This is a genomic window from Pseudomonas sp. FH1 (genome assembly GCF_000510895.2).
Taxonomy (GTDB): Bacteria; Pseudomonadota; Gammaproteobacteria; order Pseudomonadales; family Pseudomonadaceae; genus Aquipseudomonas; species Aquipseudomonas azotoformans_A.
On the sequence record NZ_AOHM01000016.1, the window covers coordinates 48493 to 73140 of the forward strand.

1 protein-coding gene and 1 pseudogene are annotated in these 24648 nt (G+C 64.7%); both read left to right on the plus strand.

The features are described 5' to 3' along the window. Positions 1-12 precede the first annotated feature (12 nt). Positions 13-12840 (plus strand): annotated as a pseudogene (locus H096_RS07025) (amino acid adenylation domain-containing protein). Then, positions 12837-24131, plus strand: coding sequence for a non-ribosomal peptide synthetase (locus tag H096_RS07030; protein WP_033897437.1), 11295 nt, complete (start codon positions 12837-12839; stop codon positions 24129-24131). The pseudogene H096_RS07025 and the gene H096_RS07030 overlap by 4 nt, the downstream one beginning before the upstream one ends. Positions 24132-24648: the final 517 nt, after the last annotated feature.

Sequence of the window (24648 nt, forward strand, 5' to 3'; positions counted from 1 at the left end):
GCAGGTTACCCCATGCAGTTCAGCGAATTATTGGCAGCGATTTCCACTCATGCGATCCGTCTGCAACTGGAAGAAGGCGACCTGATCATCCTGGGCGATGACGAAGCAATGGACGATGCGCTGTGGGATCAATTGATCGCCCACAAGCCCCGGCTGCTCCAACTGGTGGCCGAGCATGGCGGCGACTGGCTGAGCCCGGCCTACCGCATCACTCCAGACATGCTGCCCCTGGTCAGCCTCGACCAGGCCGCCATCGACCGGATTGTCGCGGCCATCCCCGGCGGCGCGGCGAATGTGCAGGATATCTACCCACTGGCGCCGCTTCAGGAAGGCATGCTGTACCACCATCTGTCGGCGGAGCAGGGCGATCCGTACGTGCTGCACGCGCAGTTCGAGTTCGACAGCCGTGGGCGTCTGGAGGCGTTTGCCGAAGCGCTGCAATGGGTGATCGATCGTCACGACATCCTGCGCACCTCCATGGTCTGGGAGCGTCTCGACGAGCCGTTGCAAGTGGTGTGGCGCAAGGCGAGCCTGTCTTGCGAGGCGGTTGATTTCGATCCGCGTAGTTATCGCATGGACCTGGGCCAGGCGCCGCTGCTGCGACTGGTGTTTGCCGAGGATTCGCACACTGGGCGGGTGGCGGCGACGCTGCTGTTCCATCACACCATCCTCGATCACACCGCCCTGGACGTGGTGCGCCATGAAATCCAGCTGTACCTGGCCGGCGAGCACGCCCAGGCTGGTGAGCCGGTGCCGTTTCGCAGCTACATCGCCCAGGTACGCCATGGCGTCAGCGAGCAGACCCACGAAGCGTTCTTCCGCGAGATGCTGGCGGACATCGATGAGCCGACGCTGCCTTTCGGTTTGCAGGATGTACAGGGTGATGGCCTGGGCATCGACGAGGCACGCATCCCCGTCGACGGCACACTGAGCCGCCGCCTGCGCGCTCTGGCACGCCCCCTTGGCGTCAGCGTGGCGAGCATGATGCACCTGGCGCTGGCCCGCGTGTTGGGCGTGGTCTCCGGGCGTGATGCAGTGGTGTTCGGCACCGTGATGCTCGGCCGCATGGGCGCGGGCGAGGGCGGTGAACGAGCCCTGGGCATGTTCATCAACACCTTGCCCCTGCGTGTGGATGTGGGCGAACAGGGCGTGCGTGCCGGGGTCAAGGCCACCCATGAACGCCTCACCACCTTGCTCAATCACGAACATGCGTCCCTCGCGCTGGCCCAGCGTTGCAGTGGTGTGGCGGCACCGACGCCGCTGTTCAGCGCCATGCTCAACTACCGCCACAGCGCCGCCACGGACATGGCCGAGGTGATCGAGGTGGCCGAGGGCATCCGTGTGCTGGGCGCCGAGGAGCGCACCAACTACCCGCTGACCGTCAACGTCGATGACCTGGGGGAGGATTTCGCGCTGACCGTGATGGTCGACGCGTCCATTGGTGCTGAACGGGTTGCCACTTACCTGCACACCGCCCTGGCAAGCCTGGCTGATGCCCTGGAGCAACGACCGGACATGCCGCTCAGCGGCCTGAATATCCTGCCCGACACCGAACGCCACACCCTGCTGCACAGCCTCAATCAAAGCCCCGCGCACTACGCCGACACCGCCCTGATCCATCAGCAAGTCGAAACCCACGCCGCCGCCCAGCCCGAAGCCATCGCCTTGCGCTTCGACAACCAGCACCTCACCTAACGCCAGCTGAACGAGCGCGCCAATCAGGTTGCCCATCGCCTGCTGGCCCAAGGCATCTGCCCGGATGACCGCGTGGCGATCTGCGTGGAGCGCGGCCCGGACATGATCATTGGCTTGCTCGGTATCCTAAAGGCGGGCGCCGGCTATGTGCCGATCGACCCGGCCTATCCGTTGGAGCGCATTGCCTACACCCTGGCCGACAGCACGCCGGTGGCGGTGCTGGTGCAAGCCAACACGCGTCACTTGGTCGGCGACCTGCCACAGATCGACCTGAATGGCTTGCGCGGTGAGTCCCTCGTCAACCCTCGGGTCAGGGTCAGCCCGGCCCACCTGGCCTACGTGATCTACACCTCCGGCTCCACCGGCCAGCCCAAGGGCGTGATGATCGAACACCGCCAGGTCGCACGACTGTTCACGGCCACCGAGCATTGGTTCGGCTTCAACGCCAACGATGTATGGGCGTTGTTCCACTCGTTCGCCTTCGATTTCTCGGTGTGGGAAATCTGGGGCGCGCTGATGCACGGCGGCCAGTTGCTGATCGTGCCGCAACTGGTCAGCCGTTCGCCGGATGAATGCTATTCGCTGCTGTGCGAAGCGGGTGTGAGCATCCTCAACCAGACGCCGAGCGCCTTCCGCCAACTGATCGCGGCACAGAGCCAGAACCCGCAATCCCACTCCTTGCGCCAGGTGATCTTTGGCGGCGAAGCGCTGGAGCCGGGCATGCTCAAGCCGTGGTACGCCCGGACGATCAACGCCGGGACGCAACTGGTGAACATGTATGGCATCACCGAAACCACCGTGCATGTGACCTATCGCGCCCTTGAAGCGGCGGATGCGCAATTAGTTGGCGTCAGCCCGATTGGCGTGCGCATTCCCGACTTGCAGTTGTACGTGCTGGATGCGCGTCGCGAGCCGCTGCCGTTGGGGGTGGTCGGTGAGTTGTACGTCGGCGGCGCCGGGGTGGCGCGCGGTTACCTCAACCGTGAGGCGCTGACCGCCGAGCGCTTCCTGGCCGACCCGGCCACCGGCCAGCGGCTGTACAAGACCGGCGACCTCGGCCGCCTGCTGGCCGACGGCAGCGTCGAATACCTGGGGCGCAACGATGACCAGGTGAAGATCCGCGGTTTCCGCATCGAACTGGGCGAGATCGAAGCGCGCCTGGCCACGGCTCCTGGCGTACGTGATGCCGTAGTGATCGCCCGTGAGGACGAACCGGGCGACAAGCGCCTGGTGGCCTACGTGATTGCCGAAGGCGAACTACAGGCAGCCGACCTGCGCGACCATCTGCTGCAGAGTCTGGCCGAGCATATGGTGCCCAGCGCCTTTGTGCAGCTGGATAAATTCCCGCTGACCACCAACGGCAAGCTCGACCGCAAGGCACTCCCCGCGCCGGATGCCGACGCCCTGGCCCGTCGCGGCTATACAGCGCCACAAGGCGCGGTGGAAACCGCCATCGCCACGATCTGGCAAGACCTGCTCAAGCTCGATCAGGTCGGCCGTGACGACAACTTCTTCGAACTGGGCGGCCATTCGCTGTTGGCGGTCAAGCTGATCGAACGCATGCGCCAGGTCGACCTCAGCGCCGATGTGCGCGTGCTGTTCGGCCAACCGACCCTGGCGGCACTGGCCGCAGCCGTGGGTGGGCAACAGGAGGTGCAGGTCCCGGCCAACCTGATCACCCAGGCCAGCCAGCACATCACCCCGGACATGGTGCCGTTGGTGGAACTGGATCAGGCGGCGCTCGATCACATCATCCAGAGCGTACCCGGTGGCCTCAGCAACGTGCAGGACATCTACGGCCTGGCGCCGTTGCAGGCCGGCATTCTCTACCATCACCTGGCGACCACCGAGGGCGATCCCTACGTGTTGCAGGTGCAGTTCAGTTTCAACGATCAGGCGGCGGTGGACGCGTTCATCCAGGCACTGCACAGCGTGATCGAACGCAACGATATCCTGCGCACCGCGATTCTCTGGGAGGGCCTCAACGAGCCGGTGCAGGTGGTATTGCGCCAGGCGAACTTGGCCGTTGAGCGTTGCGACGAGTCGCTTGCCCAATTGCAGCAACGCTTCGACCCGCGTCACTTCCGCCTCGACCTGACCCGCGCGTCACTGATGCGCTTCGCCTACTCAGAAGATCAAGGCCGTTTTGTCGGCATCTTGCTGTTGCACCATATCCTGCTGGACCACACCGCGTTGCAGGTGTTGGTGGACGAAATGAGCGCCAGCCTGTCTGGCAACAGCGCACAACTGCCGGACGCCGTGCAGTACCGCAACTATGTAGCCCAGGCGCGACTCGGCGTCAGCCAGGCCCAGCACGAAGCCTTCTTCAGCGAAATGCTCGGCGATATCGATGAGCCGACCTTGGCCTTCGGCCTGCAGGACGTGAATGGCGACGGCAGTGGCATCCTTGAAGCTCACCTGCCGCTGGAACCGGCACTCAGCCTGGGCTTGCGCGAACAGGCGCGGCAATTGGGTGTCAGCACTGCAAGCCTGGTGCATTTGGCCTGGGCCCAGGTGCTGGGGCAGGTGTCTGGCCAACAGGACGTGGTGTTCGGCACCGTGTTGCTGGGCCGCATGCAGGGCGGCGAGGGCGCCGACCGTGCGCTGGGCATGTTCATCAACACCTTGCCGCTGCGGGTCAGCCTCGGCACGGTCGGCGTGCAAGCCGGCGTGCGCGCCACCCATGCACACCTGGCGCAATTGCTCGGGCATGAGCACGCCTCGTTGTCCCTGGCCCAGCGTTGCAGCGGCGTGCCGGGCTCGCTGCCGCTGTTCAGTACCTTGCTCAACTATCGCCACAGCGCACCGGGGGAAGCGCCGGGAGACAGCCCGTTCGCCGCCTCCGGCATCCAGATTCTCAGCTCCGAAGAACGCAGCAACTACCCGCTGGTGCTCAACGTCGATGACCTGGGCACGGGCTTCGCGCTCACCGTACAGGGCGTCGCGACCCTCGATGTACAACGCGTGGGTGAGTACATGCTCACCGCGTTGCGCCATCTGGTGACCGCGTTGCAGCAGACGCCGACCACGCCGTTGCAGGCAGTCTCGATCCTGCCGGCCGCCGAGCGTCACCAATTGCTGGTGGACTTCAACGCCACCGCCCGTGAATACCCGTCCCAGCTCACCGTGCATCAGCTGTTCGAAGCCCAGGCGCTGGCCCGTCCGGAAGCCGTGGCGGCCGTGCATGGCCAGCTGTCCTTGAGTTACCGCGACCTCAACCGGCATGCCAACCGCCTGGCCCACCACTTGCTCAGCCAGGGCGTGCAACCGGGCGAAAGCGTGGCGATTGCCCTGCCGCGTTCTCTCGATCTGCTGATCTGCCAGCTGGCGATCCTCAAGTGCGGCGCGGTGTATGTACCGCTGGACGTCAACGCGCCGGTTGAGCGCCAAGCGTTTATCGTGCAGGACAGTGGTGCGCACCGGGTGCTCAACAACCTGGCCGACCTGAACCTGGACGCCCAGTCGCCGCGTAACCCTGAACTGCCGCAGTCCGCCGAAAGCGTCGCCTACATCCTCTACACATCCGGCTCCACCGGGGCGCCCAAAGGCGTGCAAGTGCCGCACCGTGCCATATCGCGGCTGGTGCTCAACAACGGTTACGCCGAATTCAACGCGCGCGACCGCGTGGCGTTTGCCTCTAACCCGGCGTTCGATGCCAGCACCCTCGACGTATGGGCGCCGTTGCTCAATGGCGGCTGCGTGGTGGTGGTCGAGCATGGCGTGCTGTTGTCCCAGGCGGCGTTTGCGTCGTTATTGCAGGAGCAATCCGTCAGCGTGTTGTGGATGACCGCCGGGCTGTTCCACCAGTACGCCGACGCGCTGATGCCGGTGTTCCGCCAACTGCGCTACCTGATTGTTGGCGGCGATGTGCTGGACCCGCAGGTGATTGGCCGCGTACTTGAACACGGTAAACCTCAACACCTGCTCAACGGCTATGGCCCCACCGAAGCCACCACCTTTTCCACCACCTTCGAGATCACCTCGGTGGGCGAGGGCGGCATTCCCATCGGCCGCCCGATAGCGAATGCCCAGGCTTACGTGCTCGACCGGCGCCAGCAACCCGTGCCGTTGGGCGTGGTGGGCGAGCTGTACATCGGCGGCGCGGGCGTGGCCAAGGGGTATCTGAACCAGCCGCAACTGACCGCCGAAAAATTCATCCCGAACCCGTTTGGTGAAGGCCTGCTGTACCGCACCGGTGACCTGGCCTGCTGGCAGGTCGACGGCACCTTGCTGTACCAGGGGCGCAATGACCTGCAGTTGAAGATCCGTGGTTTCCGGATTGAACCCGGCGAGATCGAAACCTGCCTGGCCAGCTTCCCCGGCGTAAAAGACGCTGTGGTCTTGGCCCGTGAAGACGAGCCCGGCGACAAGCGCCTGGTGGCCTACTACACCGCCAGTGAACCATTGAACATCGAAACACTGCGCGCCCACCTGCAAGGCCACCTGCCGGATTACATGGTGCCGTCGGCTTATGTGTGGCTGGAGCTGCTACCGCTGACCGCCAACGGCAAGCTCGACCGCAAGGGCCTGCCGGTGCCGGACCAGAGTGCGCTGCTCAGCCGTGGCTTCGAAGCGCCGGAAGGCGAAGTGGAAACCCAGCTGGCGCAGATCTGGCAGGACGTGCTCAAGCTCGACCGCGTGGGCCGTCACGATCACTTCTTTGAGTTGGGCGGGCATTCATTACTGGCGGTCAGCCTGATCGAGCGCATGCGCCAGGTCGGCCTCAGCTGCGATGTGCGTGTGTTGTTCAGCCAGCCAAGCCTGGCGGCGCTGGCCGCCGCCGTGGGCAGTGGTCGGGAAGTCGTGGTGCCAGCCAATGGCATTCCAGTGGGTTGCACCCAGATCACGCCGTCCATGCTGACCCTGGTACAGCTCGACCCGACGGCTATTGCGCGTATCGTCGCGAACGTGCCGGGCGGTGCGGCGAACGTGCAGGATATCTACCCGCTGGCGCCGCTGCAGGAAGGCATTCTTTACCACCACATCAGTGCCGAGCAGGGTGATCCGTACCTGCTTCAATCGCGCATGGCATTCGACAGTATCGAGCGCCTGCACGCGTTCATGGGCGCATTGCAAAAGGTGGTGGCCCGCCATGACATCCTGCGTACCGGCGTGGTCTGGGAAGGGCTGGACAGCCCGGTGCAGGTGGTGTGGCGCGAGGCGCAACTGGTGGTGCAGGAAATCGCGCTGGACCCGGCGGACGGCGACGTCATCGAACAACTGCACGCGCGCTTCGATGCCCGCCATTACCGCCTGGACATCACCCAGGCGCCGCTGCTGCGCATGGTTTACGCCCAGGATCCGCAGCATAACCGCGTCGCAGCGATCCTGTTGTTCCACCACCTGGCGCTGGACCACACCGCCATGGAAGTGGTGGGCCAGGAGATGCGCACGTTCCTGTTCAACCCGGCGCAGGACTTGCCCGAGGCGGCACCGTTCCGCAACTACGTGGCCCAGGCGCGCCTGGGTGTCAGCGTGGAGGAACACGAAGCCTTCTTTCGCGACATGCTCGCTGACGTGGATGAGCCGACCTTGCCGTTCGGCGTGCAAGACGTGCAGGGCGATGGGCGTGAGATCGAAGAAGCCGAATGGCCGGTGGGTGCCGTGCTGGCCCAGCGCGTGCGCGAACAGGCGCGGCAGTTGGGCGTCAGCGCGGCAAGCCTGATGCACCTGGCCTGGGCGCAGGTACTGGGCCTGGTGTCCGGGCGTGACGACGTGGTGTTCGGCACCGTATTGATGGGCCGCATGCAAGCCGGTGACGGCGCGGACCGTGCGCTGGGCATGTTCATCAACACCTTGCCGCTGCGGGTCAATGTAGCCGCGCCGGCTGCGGTTGCGGTCAAGGCGACCCATGGGCGCTTGAGCGCCTTGCTTGGCCACGAACATGCGTCCCTGGCGCTGGCCCAGCGTTGCAGCGGCGTGGCGAATGCCTCGCCGCTGTTCAGTGCCTTGCTCAACTACCGCCACAGCACGCCTGGCGAAATGGCCCGCGACGGCCATGGCATCTGGGAAGGAGTGCAACTGCTCGGTGGTGAGGAACGCAGCAACTACCCGCTGACCTTGAGCGTGGATGACCTGGGCGAAGGCTTCGGCCTGACCGTCTTGGCACTGCCGCAGATCGGTGCCCAGCGCATGTGTGGCTATATGCATAACGCTGTCGAACAGTTGGTCGAGACGCTGGAAAACGCACCGAAGACTGTGCTGACCCAGCTACCGATCCTACCGACAGCGGAGCGTGAAACCCTGCTGCGCGAGTTCAATGCCACCGCCAGCGATTTCCCCAAGGGCCACACGGTGCATGGGGCATTCGAGGTCCAGGCCGAGCGCCAACCTCACGCCATCGCCGTGGTGCAAGACGGCGAATCGCTGACCTACCAGCAGCTCAATATTCGCGCCAACCAGTTGGCCCATCATCTGTTGCAACAGGGCGTGCAGCCCGACGATCGCGTCGCCCTGTGCTGCCGTCGCGGTCCGCAGATGCTGGTGGGCTTGCTGGGCATCCTCAAGGCCGGTGCCGGCTACGTGCCTATCGACCCGGCGTATCCCGCCGAGCGCATCGCTTACTTGCTGCAAGACAGCGCCCCCGTGGCGGTGTTGGCCGAAGCCAGTACCCGCGACCTGTTGGGCGCGGTTGCCACCCTCGACCTGCACGATCCGCGCTTGCAGCAGCAGGCCGTCAGCAACCCGCAACTCAGCGCGTTGACCCCGGCGCACCTGGCTTACGTCATCTACACCTCCGGCTCCACCGGCCAGCCCAAAGGTGTGATGGTGGAACACCGCACCGTGGAAAACCTGGTGCACTGGCACTGCGAGGCCTTTGGCCTGGCTGCGACGGGCCACACCAGCAGCGTCGCCGGTTTTGGTTTTGATGCGATGGCCTGGGAGGTCTGGCCGGCGCTGTGCGTGGGTGCCACCCTGCATCTGCCACCGGCCGATATAGGCAATGAAAACATCGATGAGCTGCTCGCCTGGTGGCTGGCGCAACCGCTGGACGTCAGCTTCCTGCCAACGCCTGTGGCCGAATACGCCTTCAGCCAGAACCTGCAACACTCCACGTTGCGCATTCTACTGATTGGCGGTGATCGCCTGCGCCAGTTCACCCAGGAACGCCGCTTTGCAGTGATCAACAACTACGGCCCCACCGAAGCCACGGTAGTTGCCACCTCCGGCCGCGTGCGCGCCGGGCAGGTGCTGCATATCGGCCGGCCCATCGCCAATGCCAGCGTCTACCTGCTGGATGCGCACTTGCGTCCGGTGCCGGTGGGTGTGGCGGGCGAGTTGTACGTCGGCGGCAGCGGCGTGGCGCGTGGTTACCTGAACCGTCCGGACCTGAGCGCCGAACGCTTCCTGCAAGACCCGTTCAACGAGGGCCGCATGTACCGCACCGGCGACCTGGCGCGCTGGTTGCCGGATGGCAATATCGAGTACCTGGGGCGTAACGATGACCAGGTGAAAGTGCGTGGCGTGCGGGTTGAACTGGGTGAAATCGAAAGCCGCCTGGCCGCACTGGACGGCGTCGGTGAGGCGGTGGTGCTGGTGCGCGAAGGGCGCTTGATTGCCTGGTTCACCGAGCAACAACCGGTGGATATCGACACCCTGCGCGCGCAACTGCAAGCCCAGTTGCCGGATGCCCTGGTGCCGGTCGCCTATGTGAAGCTGCAGACCTTGCCCCTGACCGCCAACGGCAAGCTCGACCGCAAGGCGTTGCCGGAACCGGATCAGGCGGCGTTGCTGACGCGCGATTATGAAGCACCCCAAGGCGAGGTTGAGAGCACCCTGGCGCGCATTTGGGCCGAGGTGCTGCAAGTGGAGCAGGTCGGGCGCCATGACCATTTCTTCGAGCTGGGCGGCCATTCGTTGCTGGCCGTCAGCCTGATCGAACGCATGCGCCAGGTCGGCCTGAGTGCCGATGTGCGCGTGCTGTTCAGCCAGCCGACCCTGGCCGCACTGGCGGCTGCCGTGGGCAGTGGGCGCGATGTGTCGGTGCCGGAAAACCGTATTCCGGCGGGCTGCCAGCGCATCACCCCGGACCTGTTGTCCTTGGTGCAACTCGACCAATCGACCATCGACCACGTCGTCGCCCAGGTGCCCGGTGGCGCCGCCAATGTGCAGGATATCTATCCGCTGGCGCCGTTGCAGGAGGGCATTCTCTACCACCACATCAGCGCGGGTCAGGGCGACCCTTACCTGCTGCAACCGCACCTGGCGTTCGACAGTCTCGACCGCTTGAATGCCTTCGCCCAGGCGCTGCAACAGGTGATCGACCGTCACGACATCCTGCGCACCGCCGTGGTCTGGGAAGGCCTGGCCCAGCCGCTGCAAGTGGTGTGGCGCGAGGCCCGCTTGCAGGTGCAGGCAGACGTGATCGACCAACTGCACCAGCGCTTCGACCCGCGCCAGTACCGTGTGCCGATGAATCAGGCGCCGCTGATACGCCTGGTGTACGCGCCGGACCCGGCCAATCAGCGCGTGGTCGCGATCCTGTTGTTCCACCACATTGCCCTCGACCACACCGCCCTCGACGGTGTGCGCCATGAGATGCAGGCCAGCCTGCTCGGGCAACCACAACCTGCCGGCGATGCCACGCCGTACCGCAACTACGTGGCCCAGGCGCGGTTGGGTGTCAGCGAGGGGGAACATGAGCAGTTCTTCCGTGGAGTGCTCGGCGATATCAACGAACCGACCTTGCCATTCGGCCTGCAGGACGTGCGCGGCGACGGCAATGCTATCGAAGAGGTTCAGCTGAACCTGGCACCAACGCTCAACCAGCGCCTACGGACCCAGGCGCGCTTGCTCGGCGTGAGCGCCGCCAGCCTGTTCCACCTGGCGTGGGCGCGGGTGCTCGCCAGCACCTCCGGCCAGGAAAACGTAGTGTTCGGTACCGTGTTGCTGGGGCGCATGCAAGGCGGCAAAGGTAGCGACCGGGCGCTGGGCATGTTTATCAACACCTTGCCGCTGCGCGTGGACATCGATGGCAGCGGCGTGCGCGTGGCGGTCAAGCAGACCCATGCGCGGTTGACTGCACTGCTCGGGCATGAACACGCATCCCTGGCGCTGGCCCAGCGTTGCAGTGGCGTCGCCGCGCCGCAGCCGTTGTTCAGCGCGATGCTCAACTACCGCCACAGCGACAGCCAGCAGGCGCCAGTGTCCCAGGCCTGGGAAGGCATCCAGACCCTGGCCAGCGAGGAGCGCACCAACTACCCGTTGACGCTGAACGTGGACGACCAGGGCGACGGCTTCCGTCTCGCTGCCATGACCGCGAAGTCGATTGGCGCGCAACGCCTCTGCGGTTATCTGCAAGTGACCTTGCAAGGGCTGGTTGACGCACTGGAGCAGGCGCCGCAGTTGGCAGTCAATCGCCTGCCGGTGCTGGAGGCTCAGGAACGTCAGCAACTGCTGTCGGGTTTCAACGCCACTGAGGTCGCCTATGACCTCGACCAGACCTTGCACGGCCTGTTTGAAACGCAGGTTTTGCGCACACCGGACGCCATCGCCGTCACGGCAGGTGAGCTGGCATTGACCTACGCCGAACTGAACGCGCAGGCCAACCAACTGGCGCATCACCTCATAGATATGGGCGTGCAAGCCGATTCGCGGGTGGCGATTTGTGTGGAGCGCGGCCTGGACATGGTGGTCGGCCTGTACGCGATCCTCAAGGCGGGTGCCGCCTATGTGCCGCTGGACCCGGCGTATCCGCTGGAACGTATCGCCTACATGCTGGAAGACAGCGCGCCTGTCGCGGTGCTGGCCCAAGGCGCCACGCGTGGTTTGCTGGGCAACGCGCCGGTGATCGATCTGGATCGTCCGACCTGGCAACACCAATCCATTGACAACCCACAGGTGCAGGCCCTCAGCGCCTACGTGATCTACACCTCCGGTTCCACCGGCCAGCCCAAGGGCGTGATCAACGACCATCCTGGCGTGGTCAACCGCCTGTTGTGGATGCAGGACGCCTACGGCCTCAAGGCCCACGACCGGGTGTTGCAGAAAACCCCGTTCAGCTTCGACGTGTCGGTGTGGGAGTTCTTCTGGCCGCTGTTCACTGGAGCGTGCCTGGTGATGGCGCGTCCGGGTGGGCATAAAGACCCGGCCTATCTGTGCGAGGTGATCGCGAACGAACAGATCACCACGTTGCACTTTGTGCCTTCGATGCTCGATGTGTTCCTGGCCCATGGCGATGTCGGCCAGGCGGCCGGTCTGCAACGGGTGATGTGCAGCGGCGAAGCGTTGCCGGGCAGCCTGGTGCGGCGCTTCAAGCAGCAACTGCCGGGCATCGGCCTGTACAACCTGTACGGCCCGACCGAAGCGGCGGTGGACGTGACCGCCTGGAACTGCGCGCGCCCGGATGTGCCGGACAACACGCCGATTGGCAAACCCATCGCCAACACCCGGATGTACGTGCTTGATGCACAGATGCAGCCAGTGCCCTTGGGCGTGGTGGGCGAGTTGTTCATCGGCGGCGTGCAGGTGGCGCGGGGCTACCTCAATCGGCCGGAGTTGACCGCCGAACGTTTCCTCAAGGACCCGTTCACCGACGGCCGCCTGTACCGCACCGGCGACCTTGGGCGTTACCAGCCTGACGGCACAATCGAGTACCTGGGCCGCAACGACGACCAGGTGAAGATCCGTGGCCTGCGTATCGAACTCGGTGAGATCCAGGCACGCCTGCTGGAACATCCGCAGGTCAACGAGGCCGCCGTGCTGGCTCGCGAAGACCGGCTCGTCGCCTACTACACCGGCGTTCGGGCAACGGACCTGCGCGAACACCTGCTGCACCACCTGCCGGATTTCATGGTGCCCGCGCTGTTCGTGCACCTCGACGCGTTGCCGCTGAGCCCCAATGGCAAGCTCGACCGCAAGGCCTTGCCGGCGCCGGGCAGCGAAGCCTTGACCGTGCGCGAGTACGAGGCCCCGGTGGGCGACACCGAAATCCTCCTGGCGCAACTCTGGGCCGAATTGCTCAACGTGGAGCGGGTAGGGCGCCAGGACAATTTCTTTGAACTGGGCGGGCACTCGCTGCTCGCCGTGAGCTTGATCGGGCGCTTGCGCCAGGAAGGCATGGAAGCCGATGTGCGTGCGTTGTTCGAACAGCCGACCCTGGCTGGCTACGCCGCGATGACTGAACAAATGGAGATCGTCCTGTGAGCATTCTCGAACTGCTGGCGACGCTGAAAACCAAGGACGTGCAACTCGCGCTCAAGGGCGAGCAGTTGTCGGTGCAAGGCAACAAGCAAGCGCTGAGCGACCCGGTGATCCTCGCCGCCTTGCGTGAACACAAGCTGGCGCTGATCGCACTGATCAAGGCCGGCGAGTATTCGGCCGCCAACGAGGTGCCGGCCAATGGCATCCCGGCCAATGCCGAACGGATCACGCCGGCCATGTTGACCCTGTCCGACCTGAGCCAGGAGGAGATCGACCGTATCGTCGCCACGGTCGACGGCGGCGTGGCGAATATCCAGGACATCTACCCGCTGGCGCCGCTGCAGGAAGGCATCCTGTTTCACCACGTCAGCACCGAGCAGGGCGACCCCTATGTAATGCAGTCGCAGTTTGCTTTCGACAGCGTCGAGCGTTTCGAGGCGTTTGCCCTGGCCCTTCAGGGGGTGATCGACCGTCACGACATCCTGCGCACCGGCGTGGTCTGGGACGGATTGCAACAGCCGTCGCAAGTGGTCTGGCGCAGCGCGCAGCTGCCGGTGCAGGCGCTGGAACTCGACCCGGCCGACGGTGATATTGCTGCCCAACTGCACGCGCGCTTCGATGCTCGCCATTATCGGCTGGACGTGACCCAGGCGCCGCTGCTGCGCCTGGCCTGGGCGAAGGATCCGGCGCAGGGGCGCATCGTCGCCATGCTGCTGTTCCATCACATGGCCTTGGATCACAGTGCCCTGGAAGTGGTGCGCCATGAAATGCAGGCGTTCCTGCAAGGCCACGCCGGGCAACTGGGCCACGCCGTGCCGTTTCGCAACTACGTGGCGCAGGCGCGGCTGGGTGTCAGCGAGCAACAGCATGAGGCGTTTTTCCAGCAGATGCTTGGCGATGTGGTCGAGCCGACCTTGCCCTTCGGCTTGCAGGATGTGCAGGGCGATGGCCGTGACATCAATGAACTGGATTGGCCGCTGTCGGACGCGCTCAACCAGCGCCTGCGCGCCCAGGCTCGATCGCTGGGCGTCAGCGTTGCCAGCCTGTTCCACCTAGGCTGGGCCCAGGTACTGAGCGTGCTGGCCGGCAAATCCCAAGTGGTGTTTGGCACCGTACTGATGGGCCGTATGCAAGGTGGACATGCCACGGACCGCGCCTTGGGGATTTTCATCAATACCTTGCCATTCCGTGTGGACGTGGGCGGCGGCGACCTGCGCAGCGCAGTCAAGGCCACCCACACGCGCCTCACCGCGCTGCTGCGCCACGAACACGCGCCCCTGGCTCTGGCGCAACGGTGCAGTGGGGTGGTGGCGCCGACGCCGTTGTTCAGCGCGTTGCTCAATTATCGCCACAGCGGCACCGGCACCAGCAGCGAAGCCGTGGCCGCGTGGCAGGGCATCGAGACGCTGCGTTCGGATGAACGCACCAACTACCCGCTGACCCTGAGCGTGGATGACCTGGGCGATGGGTTTATCCTGCGTCTGCTGGCGACCACCCAGGTCGATCCACAGCGTGTCTGCGCTTACCTGCAAACCGCCCTGGACAACCTGGTGACCGCGTTGGAACAGGCGCCGCACACCGCGCTCAACCAAGTGTCGGTGCTGCATGCCGATGAACAGCGTTTGCTGCTGGAACACTTCAACGCCACGCAAGCGGATTTTCCCCAGGGCACCACGCTGCACGCTCGCGTCGAAGCCCAGGCCGCCCTCACGCCGGACGCGATTGCCGCCGTGCATTCGGGCCGTCAGCTGACCTATGCCGAACTCAACCAGCAAGCCAACCTGCTGGCCCATCATCTGCTGGCGCTGGGGGTCAAGCCGGACGACCGCGTCGCCATCGTTGCGCGCCGTGGCCTGGACACCCTGGCCGGTCTGCTGGCGATCCTCAAGGCCGGCGCCTGTTATGTGCCGGTGGACCCATCGCACCCGGCCGAGCGCCTCACCTACCTGTTGACCGACAGCGCCCCGGTGGCGGTGTTGACCCAGCAGGCCTTGCTCGCACGCTTGCCGGCCCTGGAAGTGCCGGTAATCAACCTCGACCGCTACACCTGGCAGCACCATTCGGCGAGCAACCCCACGGTGGCAGTCACCCCGTCCAACCTCGCCTATGTGATCTACACCTCCGGCTCCACCGGCCTGCCCAAAGGCGTGATGGTGGAGCATCACACCGTGGCCAACCTGGTGGACTGGCACTGCAACGCCTTCGACCTGTGCGCCGGACGCCACACCGCCAGCGTCGCCGGGTTCGGCTTTGATGCGATGGCCTGGGAAGTCTGGCCGGCGCTGTGCGTGGGCGCGACGCTGCACCTGCCACCGGCCCATGATGGCGCCGAAGATATCGACGCGTTGTTGGCCTGGTGGTGCGCGCAGCCGTTGGACGTGTGCTTCCTGCCCACACCGGTGGCTGAGTACGCCTTCAGCCAGCAGATCGAGCACCCGACGCTGCGCACCTTGCTGATCGGTGGCGATCGCCTGCGCCAGTACAACCGGGCGCAGCGCTTTGACTTGATCAACAACTACGGGCCGACCGAGGCCACCGTGGTTGCCACTTCGGGCAAGGTCGAGGCCGGCCAACCGCTGCATATCGGCAAGCCCATCGCCAATGCCACGGTTTACCTGCTCGATGAGCACCAGCGTCCCGTCCCATTGGGCGTGGCCGGTGAGTTGTACGTGGGCGGCAAAGGCGTGGCGCGGGGTTACCTGAACCGCCCGGAACTGACCGCCGAACGCTTCCTGCAAGATCCCTTCAACACTGGGCGCATGTACCGCACCGGCGACCTGGCGCGCTGGCTGCCGGATGGCAACATCGAGTACCTGGGGCGTAACGACGACCAGGTAAAAATTCGCGGCATGCGCATCGAACTGGGCGAAATCGAAACCCAGCTCAACCAAGTGGCAGGCATCCAGGAAGCGGTGGTGCTGGTGCGTGAAGAACGGCTGGTGGCGTACTTCACCGAAAACCGCCAACTCGACCCATTGGCCGTGGGCGATATCCGCGCCCAGCTGGTAGCGCACCTGCCGGACTACATGGTGCCCGTCGCCTACGTGAAGCTGGACGCGCTGCCCCTGACCGCCAACGGCAAGCTTGACCGCAAGGCCTTGCCGGCGCCGGACATGGCCGCCGTGTTTACCCGCGAGTACGCGGCACCCGAAGGCGAAATTGAAAGCGTACTGGCGCAGATCTGGGCCGATGTGCTGCATGTGGAGCGCGTCGGGCGCCGTGATCACTTCTTCGAACTGGGTGGGCACTCGTTGCTGGCGATGCGCATGGTCTCGCAGGTCCGCCAGCGCCTCGGTGTCGAGTTGCTGCTCGGCGATTTGTTTGCCAACGCCGAACTGGCGGCCGTTGCCGAGGTGCTGGCCCGGTCTGGCCGCAGCACCTTGCCGGATATCCTGCCGGCCAATCGTGACGAGCAGGTGCCGCTGTCCTTTGCCCAGCAGCGCCTGTGGTTCCTGGCGCTGATGGAAGGCGCCAACACCGCCTACAACATCCCCATCGGCCTGCGTTTGCGTGGGCAGTTGCATGTCGAGGCGCTGCAACGGGCGCTGGCACGCATCGTCGCGCGCCACGAAACTCTGCGCAGCCGCTTCGCCCAGCACGGCGATGACGCCCAAGTGTTGATCGTACCCGCCGAAGACGTGCTGCCCCTGCAAGTGCAGGACCTGCGTCGCCACCCGCAACCCCAGCAGGCGCTGGATGCGTTGATCCACGGCGAGGCCTCGGCGCCGTTCGACCTGGAACGTGGCCCGCTGCTGCGCGGGCGCCTGATGGTCATGGCCGACGACCACCATGTGCTGTTGCTGACTCTGCACCATATCGTTTCCGATGGCTGGTCCATGGGCGTGCTCACCCGCGAACTGATGGCGCTGTACCAGGCGTTCAGCCACGGCCAGCCCGACCCATTGCCGCCGCTGCCGATCCAGTACGGCGACTTTGCCGTGTGGCAGCGCCTGTGGCTGAGCGGCGAAGTGCTGCATCGCCAGAGCACCTATTGGCAGCAGGCGCTGGCCGGTGCGCCGGCCTTGCTGACCTTGCCCACTGACCGCCCGCGCCCGGCGCAACAGGACTACGCCGGCAGCAGTGTCGAGGTGCGCCTGGACGAACGCCTCACCGCCGGGCTCAAGGCCTTGAGCCAACGCCACGGCACCACTTTGTACATGACCTTGATGAGCGCCTGGGCCTCACTGCTCGCGCGGCTGTCCGGGCAACAGGATGTGGTGATCGGCTCGCCCGTCGCCAATCGCACGCGCAGCGAGGTGGAAGGGCTGATCGGGCTGTTCGTCAACACCCTGGCCGTGCGCATCGACACCTCCGGCGAGCTGAGCACCGAGGCGCTGCTGGCGCGGGTCAAGGCGCTGGCGTTGGAAGCCCAGGCCCATCAGGATCTGCCGTTCGAGCAGGTGGTAGAAATCACCCGGCCGCCGCGCAGCTTGGCCCACAGCCCGCTGTTCCAGACGCTGTTGACCTGGCAGGACAGCAGCGCGCCGACCCTGGCTTTGGGCGACCTGGCCCTGGAAGGCATCGTCGAGAACAGCCATTTTGCCAAGTTCGACCTGTCCTTGGACTTGAGCGAAGTGCAGGGCACGATCATCGGCGCGCTGGAGTATGCGGTGGCGCTGTTCGATGAGTCGACGGTGCAGCGTTATGTCGGCTATTTCACCCGTGTGTTGCAGGCCATGGTCGATAACGACCAGGCGGTGCTGGAACAGGTGCCGCTGGTGGATGAGCGCGAACGTCAGCATTTGCTGTTCGACTTCAATGCTACCGAGGTGACCTACGACCTCGACCAGACTGTGCACGCTATGTTCGAAGCGCAGGTGGCGCGGACACCGGATGCCATCGCCGTCAAGGCGGATGACCTTGTATTGACCTATGCCGAGCTGAATGCACGGGCCAATCAGTTGGCGCATCACCTGCTGGAAATCGGCGTTCAGCCGGATTCACGGGTTGCGATCTTTGTGGAACGTGGCCTGGAGATGGTCATCGGGTTGTACGCGATTCTCAAGGCCGGCGCGGCCTATGTGCCGCTGGATCCGGCGTATCCGCTGGAGCGTATTGCCTACATGCTGGAGGACAGCGCGCCGGTCGCGGTGTTGGCCCAGGGCGCGACACGCGGGTTGCTGGGGGATGTGCCGGTGGTCGATCTGGACCGGTCGACCTGGCAGCACCAACGTCAAGACAACCCCGGTGTAGAAGGCGTCAGCGCTTATGTGATCTACACCTCCGGCTCCACCGGCCAACCCAAGGGCGTGATCAACGACCATCCCGGCGTGGTCAACCGCCTGCTGTGGATGCAGGACGCCTATGGCCTGCAAGCCCATGACCGGGTGTTGCAGAAAACCCCGTTCAGTTTCGACGTGTCGGTGTGGGAGTTCTTCTGGCCGCTGTTCACCGGCGCGTTCCTGGTGATGGCGCGTCCTGGCGGCCACAAAGATCCGGCGTACCTGTGCGAAGTGATCGCCGCCGAGCAGATCACCACGTTGCACTTTGTGCCGTCGATGCTGGATGTGTTCCTGGCCCATGGCGATGTCAGCCAAGCCAAAGGGTTGGTGCGGGTGATGTGCAGCGGCGAAGCCTTGCCGGGCAGCCTGGTGCGGCGCTTCAAGCAGCAGTTGCCGGGCAGCGAATTGCACAACCTGTATGGCCCGACCGAAGCCGCCGTCGACGTGACCGCGTGGAACTGCGCCGGCCCGGTGACGCCGGACAACACGCCGATTGGCAAACCGATCGCCAACACCCGCATGTATGTGCTGGATGCACAGATGCAGCCGGTGCCGTTGGGGGTGGTCGGTGAGTTGTTCATCGGCGGCGTGCAAGTGGCGCGGGGTTACCTGAACCGGCCGGAATTGACCGCCGAGCGTTTCCTCAAGGACCCGTTCACCGACGGTCGCCTGTACCGCACCGGCGACGTGGGCCGCTACCTGGCGGACGGCACGATCGAGTACCTGGGGCGCAATGATGACCAGGTGAAAATCCGTGGCCTGCGCATTGAACTGGGGGAAATCCAGTCACGCCTTACTGAGTATCCGCCGGTCAACGAAGCCGCCGTGATCGCCCGCGACAATCGTTTGATCGCCTACTACACCGGGGTTTTTAGCGAGATCGACGGGTTGCGCGCGCACCTGTTGCAGCACCTGCCGGAGTTCATGGTGCCGGCGATCTTTGTGCACCTCGACAGCTTGCCCCTGAGCCCCAACGGCAAGCTCGACCGCAAGGCCTTGCCTGCGCCGGGTCTGGAGTCGGTGGTGGTACGCGAATACGAGGCGCCTCAGGGCGACACCGAAATCGCCCTGGCCAGCCTGTGGGCCGAGTTGCTCAACGTGGAGCGCGTGGGCCGTCACGACAACTTCTTCGAATTGGGCGGACACTCGTTGCTCGCGGTGAGCCTGATGGGGCGTATGCGCCGCCTCGGGTTGTCGGCGGACGTGAAGGTGTTGTTCGGTCAGCCGACCTTGTCGGCCTTGGCGGCGGCCTTGGGTGGCGGTCGGGAAGTGGCGGTGCCGGCCAATCGCATCGCGCTTGATTGCACCTTGATCACCCCGGATATGTTGCCGTTGGTTCAACTGGATCAGCCGGCCATCGAGCGTATCGTCGCCTGCATTCCGGGCGGCGCGGCGAATGTGCAGGATATCTACCCGCTGGCGCCGTTGCAGGCCGGCATGCTGTATCAGCATCGTGCGGTGCAAGGCGCTGACGACTATGTGCTGCGCGCGCAATTTGCGTTCGACAGCCAACAGCGCCTGGAGGCGTTCGCCCTGGCCTTGCAGGCGGTGATCCAGCGCCACGACATCCTGCGTTCGTCGTTCCATTGGGACGGCCTGGAAGAACCGGTGCAGGTGGTGTGGCGCCAGGCGTCTCTGCGTGTCGAACACGGCGCGGTGCCGGAACGGCTTGATCTGGCGCAAGCGCCATTGATGCGCCTGGTGGTCAATGCGCACAGTGCCTCGTTGCTGTTCCACCACCTGGTGATGGACCACATCGCCCTGGAGATCCTGCAACAGGAGATGCAGGCGTTCCTCATGGGCACTCAACACACCTTGGGCGTGGCGGTGCCGTACCGCAACTATGTGGCCCAGACCCGCGTCGGTGCAGAGGATCACGAAGTGTTCTTCCGCGAAATGCTCGGTGATATCGATGAGCCGACCCAGGTCGAACGCCTGGGCGAAAATGAGCAGATTCAACACCCACTGGATGCGGAATTGAGCCAACGCCTGCGCACCCAAGCGCGGCAATCCGGCGTCAGCGCCGCCAGCCTGATGCACCTGGCCTGGGCCCAGGTGCTGGGCAAGGTCTCGGGCCGCGACAACGTGGTGTTCGGCAGCGTGATGCTCGGCCGCTTGCAAGGTGGTGAAGGCGCCGAGCGGGCCATGGGCGTGTTTATCAATACCTTGCCGCTGCGGGTCGACCTGGGTGAACACTCGGTGCGCGACGCGCTGCGGGCTACCCATGCACGTCTCAACCAATTGCTCAGCCATGAACAGGCGCCGCTGGCCTTGGCCCAACGCTGCAGCGGCGTGCCGGCGGCGACGCCGCTGTTCGACACATTGTTCAACTATCGCCACAGTGCGCCGCAGGCTGCCAGCGAAGCATGGCAGGGCATTCGGCTGCTCAAGGCGGAAGAGCACAGTAACTACGGCCTGTCAGTGAGCGTGGATGACCTGGGTGAGGGGTTCTCGCTGAAAGTCGTGGGGCAGGGCGCACGCCGGTTGTGCGGCTACTTGCAGGTTGCCGTGGAGCAGGTGGTGCAGGCGTTGGAACAGGGCAGCGCGGTGGGCATCAGCCACTGGCCGATCCTGCCTGACGTCGAACGCCAGCAACTGCTGGAGTTCAACGCAACCACGCGACCATTCCCGCGTGAACACACCGTGCAACGCCTGTTCGAAGCCCAGGCCCAGGCGCGTCCTGGCGCATTGGCGGCGCTGCATGGCGGGCAGTCACTGAGTTATGGCGAGCTGAATGTCCGTGCCAATCGTCTGGCCCATCACCTGTTGGGCCTTGGGTTGCGTCCCGGCGATAACGTGGCGATCCTGCTGCCGCGCTGCCTGGACCTGCTGATCAGCCATCTGGCCGTGCTCAAATGCGCCGCCGCCTATGTGCCGCTGGACATCAACGCACCCGTCGAACGCCAGGGCTTCATGGTGCAGGACAGCGGCGCCGCCTGGTTGTTGACCCGCAGCGATATGGCCGTCGACTACGGTGTACAGCGGTTGGACCTGGACACCTTGGTCCTCGACCCACAACCCAGCCATAACCCCGACCTGTCGCAGTCCTCGGACAGTGTGGCGTACATCATGTACACCTCCGGTTCCACCGGCACGCCCAAGGGTGTGTTGGTGGCCCATCGTGGCATCACACGGCTGGTGATCAACAACGGCTACGCCGACTTCAACGCCAGCGACCGCGTGGCCTTCGCCTCCAACCCGGCATTCGACGCCAGCACCATGGACGTGTGGGGCCCGCTGCTCAACGGCGGCCAGGTGCAGGTGATCGACCACGCCACCTTGCTGGATCCTGCAGCCTTCGGCGTGGCCTTGGCGGACGCAACGGTGCTGTTCGTCACCACGGCCTTGTTCAACCAGTATGTGCAGCTGATTCCCCAGGCCCTGGCGGGCTTGCGCATCCTGCTATGCGGCGGCGAGCGTGCCGACCCGGCCGCCTTCCGCAGCTTGTTGGCCCAGGCGCCCGCGTTGCGCCTGGTGCATTGCTATGGGCCGACCGAAACCACCACCTACGCCAGCACCTATGAGGTGCGCGCGCTGGCCGAGGACGCCGACAGCGTGCCGATTGGTCGGCCGATTTCCAACACGCAGATTCATGTGCTGGATGCGCACCTGCAGCCGGTGCCCGTGGGCGTGACCGGTGAAATCTGCATCGGCGGGGATGGCGTGGCGCTGGGGTATCTGAATCGACCTGATCTGACCGCTGAAAAATTTGTGCAGGATCCGTTGAATGTGCACGCCTTGATGTACCGCACAGGCGACCTTGGCCGTTGGACGGCGGACGGCCTGCTGGACTGCATCGGGCGCAATGACGATCAGGTGAAGATCCGCGGTTTCCGCATCGAGCTGGGCGAGATCGAAGCGCGCCTGGCGACCTTCGCCGGTATCCAGGACGTGGTGGTGCTTGCTCGCGAAGATGCGCCGGGCGACAAGCGCTTGGCGGCCTATTTCACCTGGGCTGATCAGCCTGTTGACCTCGACAGCGTGCGCGCCTATCTGCAAGGCCAATTGCCGGAATACATGGTGCCGTCGGCCTTTGTGCCGCTGGATCAGCTGCCGTTGACCGCCAACGGCAAGGTCGACCGCAAGGCGTTGCCGGTGCCGGCCCTGGAAACGTTCAACCGCCGTGAGTTCGAGGCGCCGGCCGATGGGCTGGAACACACCCTGGCCCAGCTATGGGCCGAGGTGTTGAAGCTGGAACAGGTCGGTCGTCATGACAGCTTCTTCGAGTTGGGCGGGCATTCATTGCTGGCGATCCGGCTGGTCAACCTGATGGAAGAAGCGGGGTTGCAGGTGTCCCTGGCTGAGCTGTTCCAGCATGCCAGTGTGGCGTCCGTTGCCGCGATGCTGCGCCAGCGTACGGATGAGCCGGTGCGTGACATGTCGGTGATCAAGGTACGCAGCGGTGGTTCGCAAGCGCCGTTGTTCCTGGTCCACGAATTCAGCGGCATGGACGTGTATTTCCCGGCGCTCGGCCAGCATCTGCCGGGTGACTATCCGATCTATGGCTTGCCGGGCGTGGCGCTGGGCGAACCGCATCTGAACACGATGGAAGGTCTGGCTGCGCGGCTGGTCGGGTTGATCCGAGGCATTCAGCCCCATGGGCCTTACCGGGTTGCCGGGTGGTCGTTTGGCGGGGTGCTGGCCTATGAAGTGGCGATGCAACTGCTCGGGCTGGATGAACCGGTTGAGTTCCTCGGCTTGATCGACAGCTACGTACCGCGCATGACTGACCAGGGCAAGGCGCGATGGAGCGGGCCGGACGCGCTCAAGCGGCATTTGCTGTTGCAGTGCACGGCGCATTGGAAAGCACAGGGAGGTGTGGATGAACTGGCGAGCCTTGGGCAGTTGGAGGCGCAGGTTGGACAGCTGGACTTTGCAGGCCTGTTGCAACGTTGTCGCGATGAAGGTGTGCTGCACGCGCAAATGGCAGCGGCGACGGATGCGGACCTCTTGAACTATATCGAGCGGGAAGTGGGGCATGGGCATGCGCTGGCCCATTACAGCCTGTTTCCGTTGCCGATCGCGGTGCATCTGTTCAGCGCGAGTGAGCGGCCGACCGAGTTGTCGCGGCGCAGTGAAACACTGGGTTGGAATGAGGTGTTGGCGCCGGGGCAATTGCGCCAGGCGGCGGTGCCGGGGGATCACCAGAGCATGATGCAGGCGCCGCATATCCAGGCGCTGGGTCGGGCGATGGCTGAGGCCTTGGTGACGTGCACGCCGCAGGTTCAGGCACCGCATCAGCCCTTGCTGCGGATTCAGAGTGGCCGGGCAGGGTATGCGCCGGTGTTCTGTGTGCCGGGGGCGGGGGACAGCGTCACCGGGTTTATTGGCTTGAGTGAGGCGTTGGGACGCGATTGGCCGTTGTTTGGCTTGCAGCCGCGTGGGTTGGACGGTGAGGCGGTGCCCCATAGTCAGGTGGAAGCGGCGGCGGCTTGTTACTTGAAGGGGTTGGAGCAGGAGTGTCCGCAGGGGGCGGTGCATTTGGTGGGGCATTCGTTTGGGGGCTGGGTTGCGCTGGAGATGGCGTTGCGGTTGCAGGCGGCGGGGCGGGAGGTGGCTTCGTTGACGGTGATTGACAGTGAGTCTCCGGAGCGCGCCGTCAGGCCTTATACGACGACGGCTGCGTTGATGCGGTTGATTGAGGCGATGCAGTTGTCTGCGGGTATGTCGCTGGGGATTGATCTGGGGGATTTTGCAGGAGCGGATGAGGTGGCGCAGCGGCGGCAGTTACACGCAGGGATGGTTGGCGTTGGTCTGTTGCCGGGGCGGTCGGCTGTGGATGCGATGGATGGGCCGGCGCGGACTTATGCGGCGGCGTTGCGTACGCGGTATCGGCCGGGTGCGCGATTTAACGGTGTGGTGCGGTTGGTGTTGGCTGAGGATCCGGCGTTGGATGCGGCGGGGAATCAGCGGGAGCAAGGGTTGATGGTTGAGGGGTGGCGGCGGCAGGGGAGTGGGTTGCAGGTTTGGTATGGCGGGGGGAATCACTTTACGTTGCTCAAGGCGCCCAATGTTTTGGGGTTGGCGCGGTGGTGGGTGGATGGGGTTGTTGTTGGGGAGGTGGTGTCTTGAGCGGGTTGTTTGGGTACATATCCGTTTCTTCGGTAACGGCGGCTTATGGTTCCGCTCTTACAGCGGCTCACTTTTGGAAAGGCCCAAAAGTAAGCAAAAGGCCTTCGCCCCACCACTCGGCACCTCGCCTAGGCTCGGTGTGCCCTCACTCCGGCTTTGGAGCGTGGGCCGCCGCGATGGGCCATCCTTGGCCCAGCGCGGCTAACCCGGCGTCCTGCCGGGTTACCCACGCTCCAAAGCCTGCGTTCGGCCAGCGTGGTTTTACGGGGCGCCGAAGATCAAAAGCCAGAGCAAAAGCGACTCGCTTCGCATCGTGGATACGCTTTTCGTCTTCTGTAGGAGCCGGCTTGCCGGCGAAAAACGTGAGGCCGCTGCGTTTATCCAGATGTCCCCCCATCATCGTTAACGACCATCGCCGGAAAGCCAGCTCCTACTGTGGACCGCGTTTGCCTTTGCCCTTGCCTTTGCTCCACACCACTCAAGCCGGCTGTCAGGCCGCTGTGCTTTTGATTTTGAT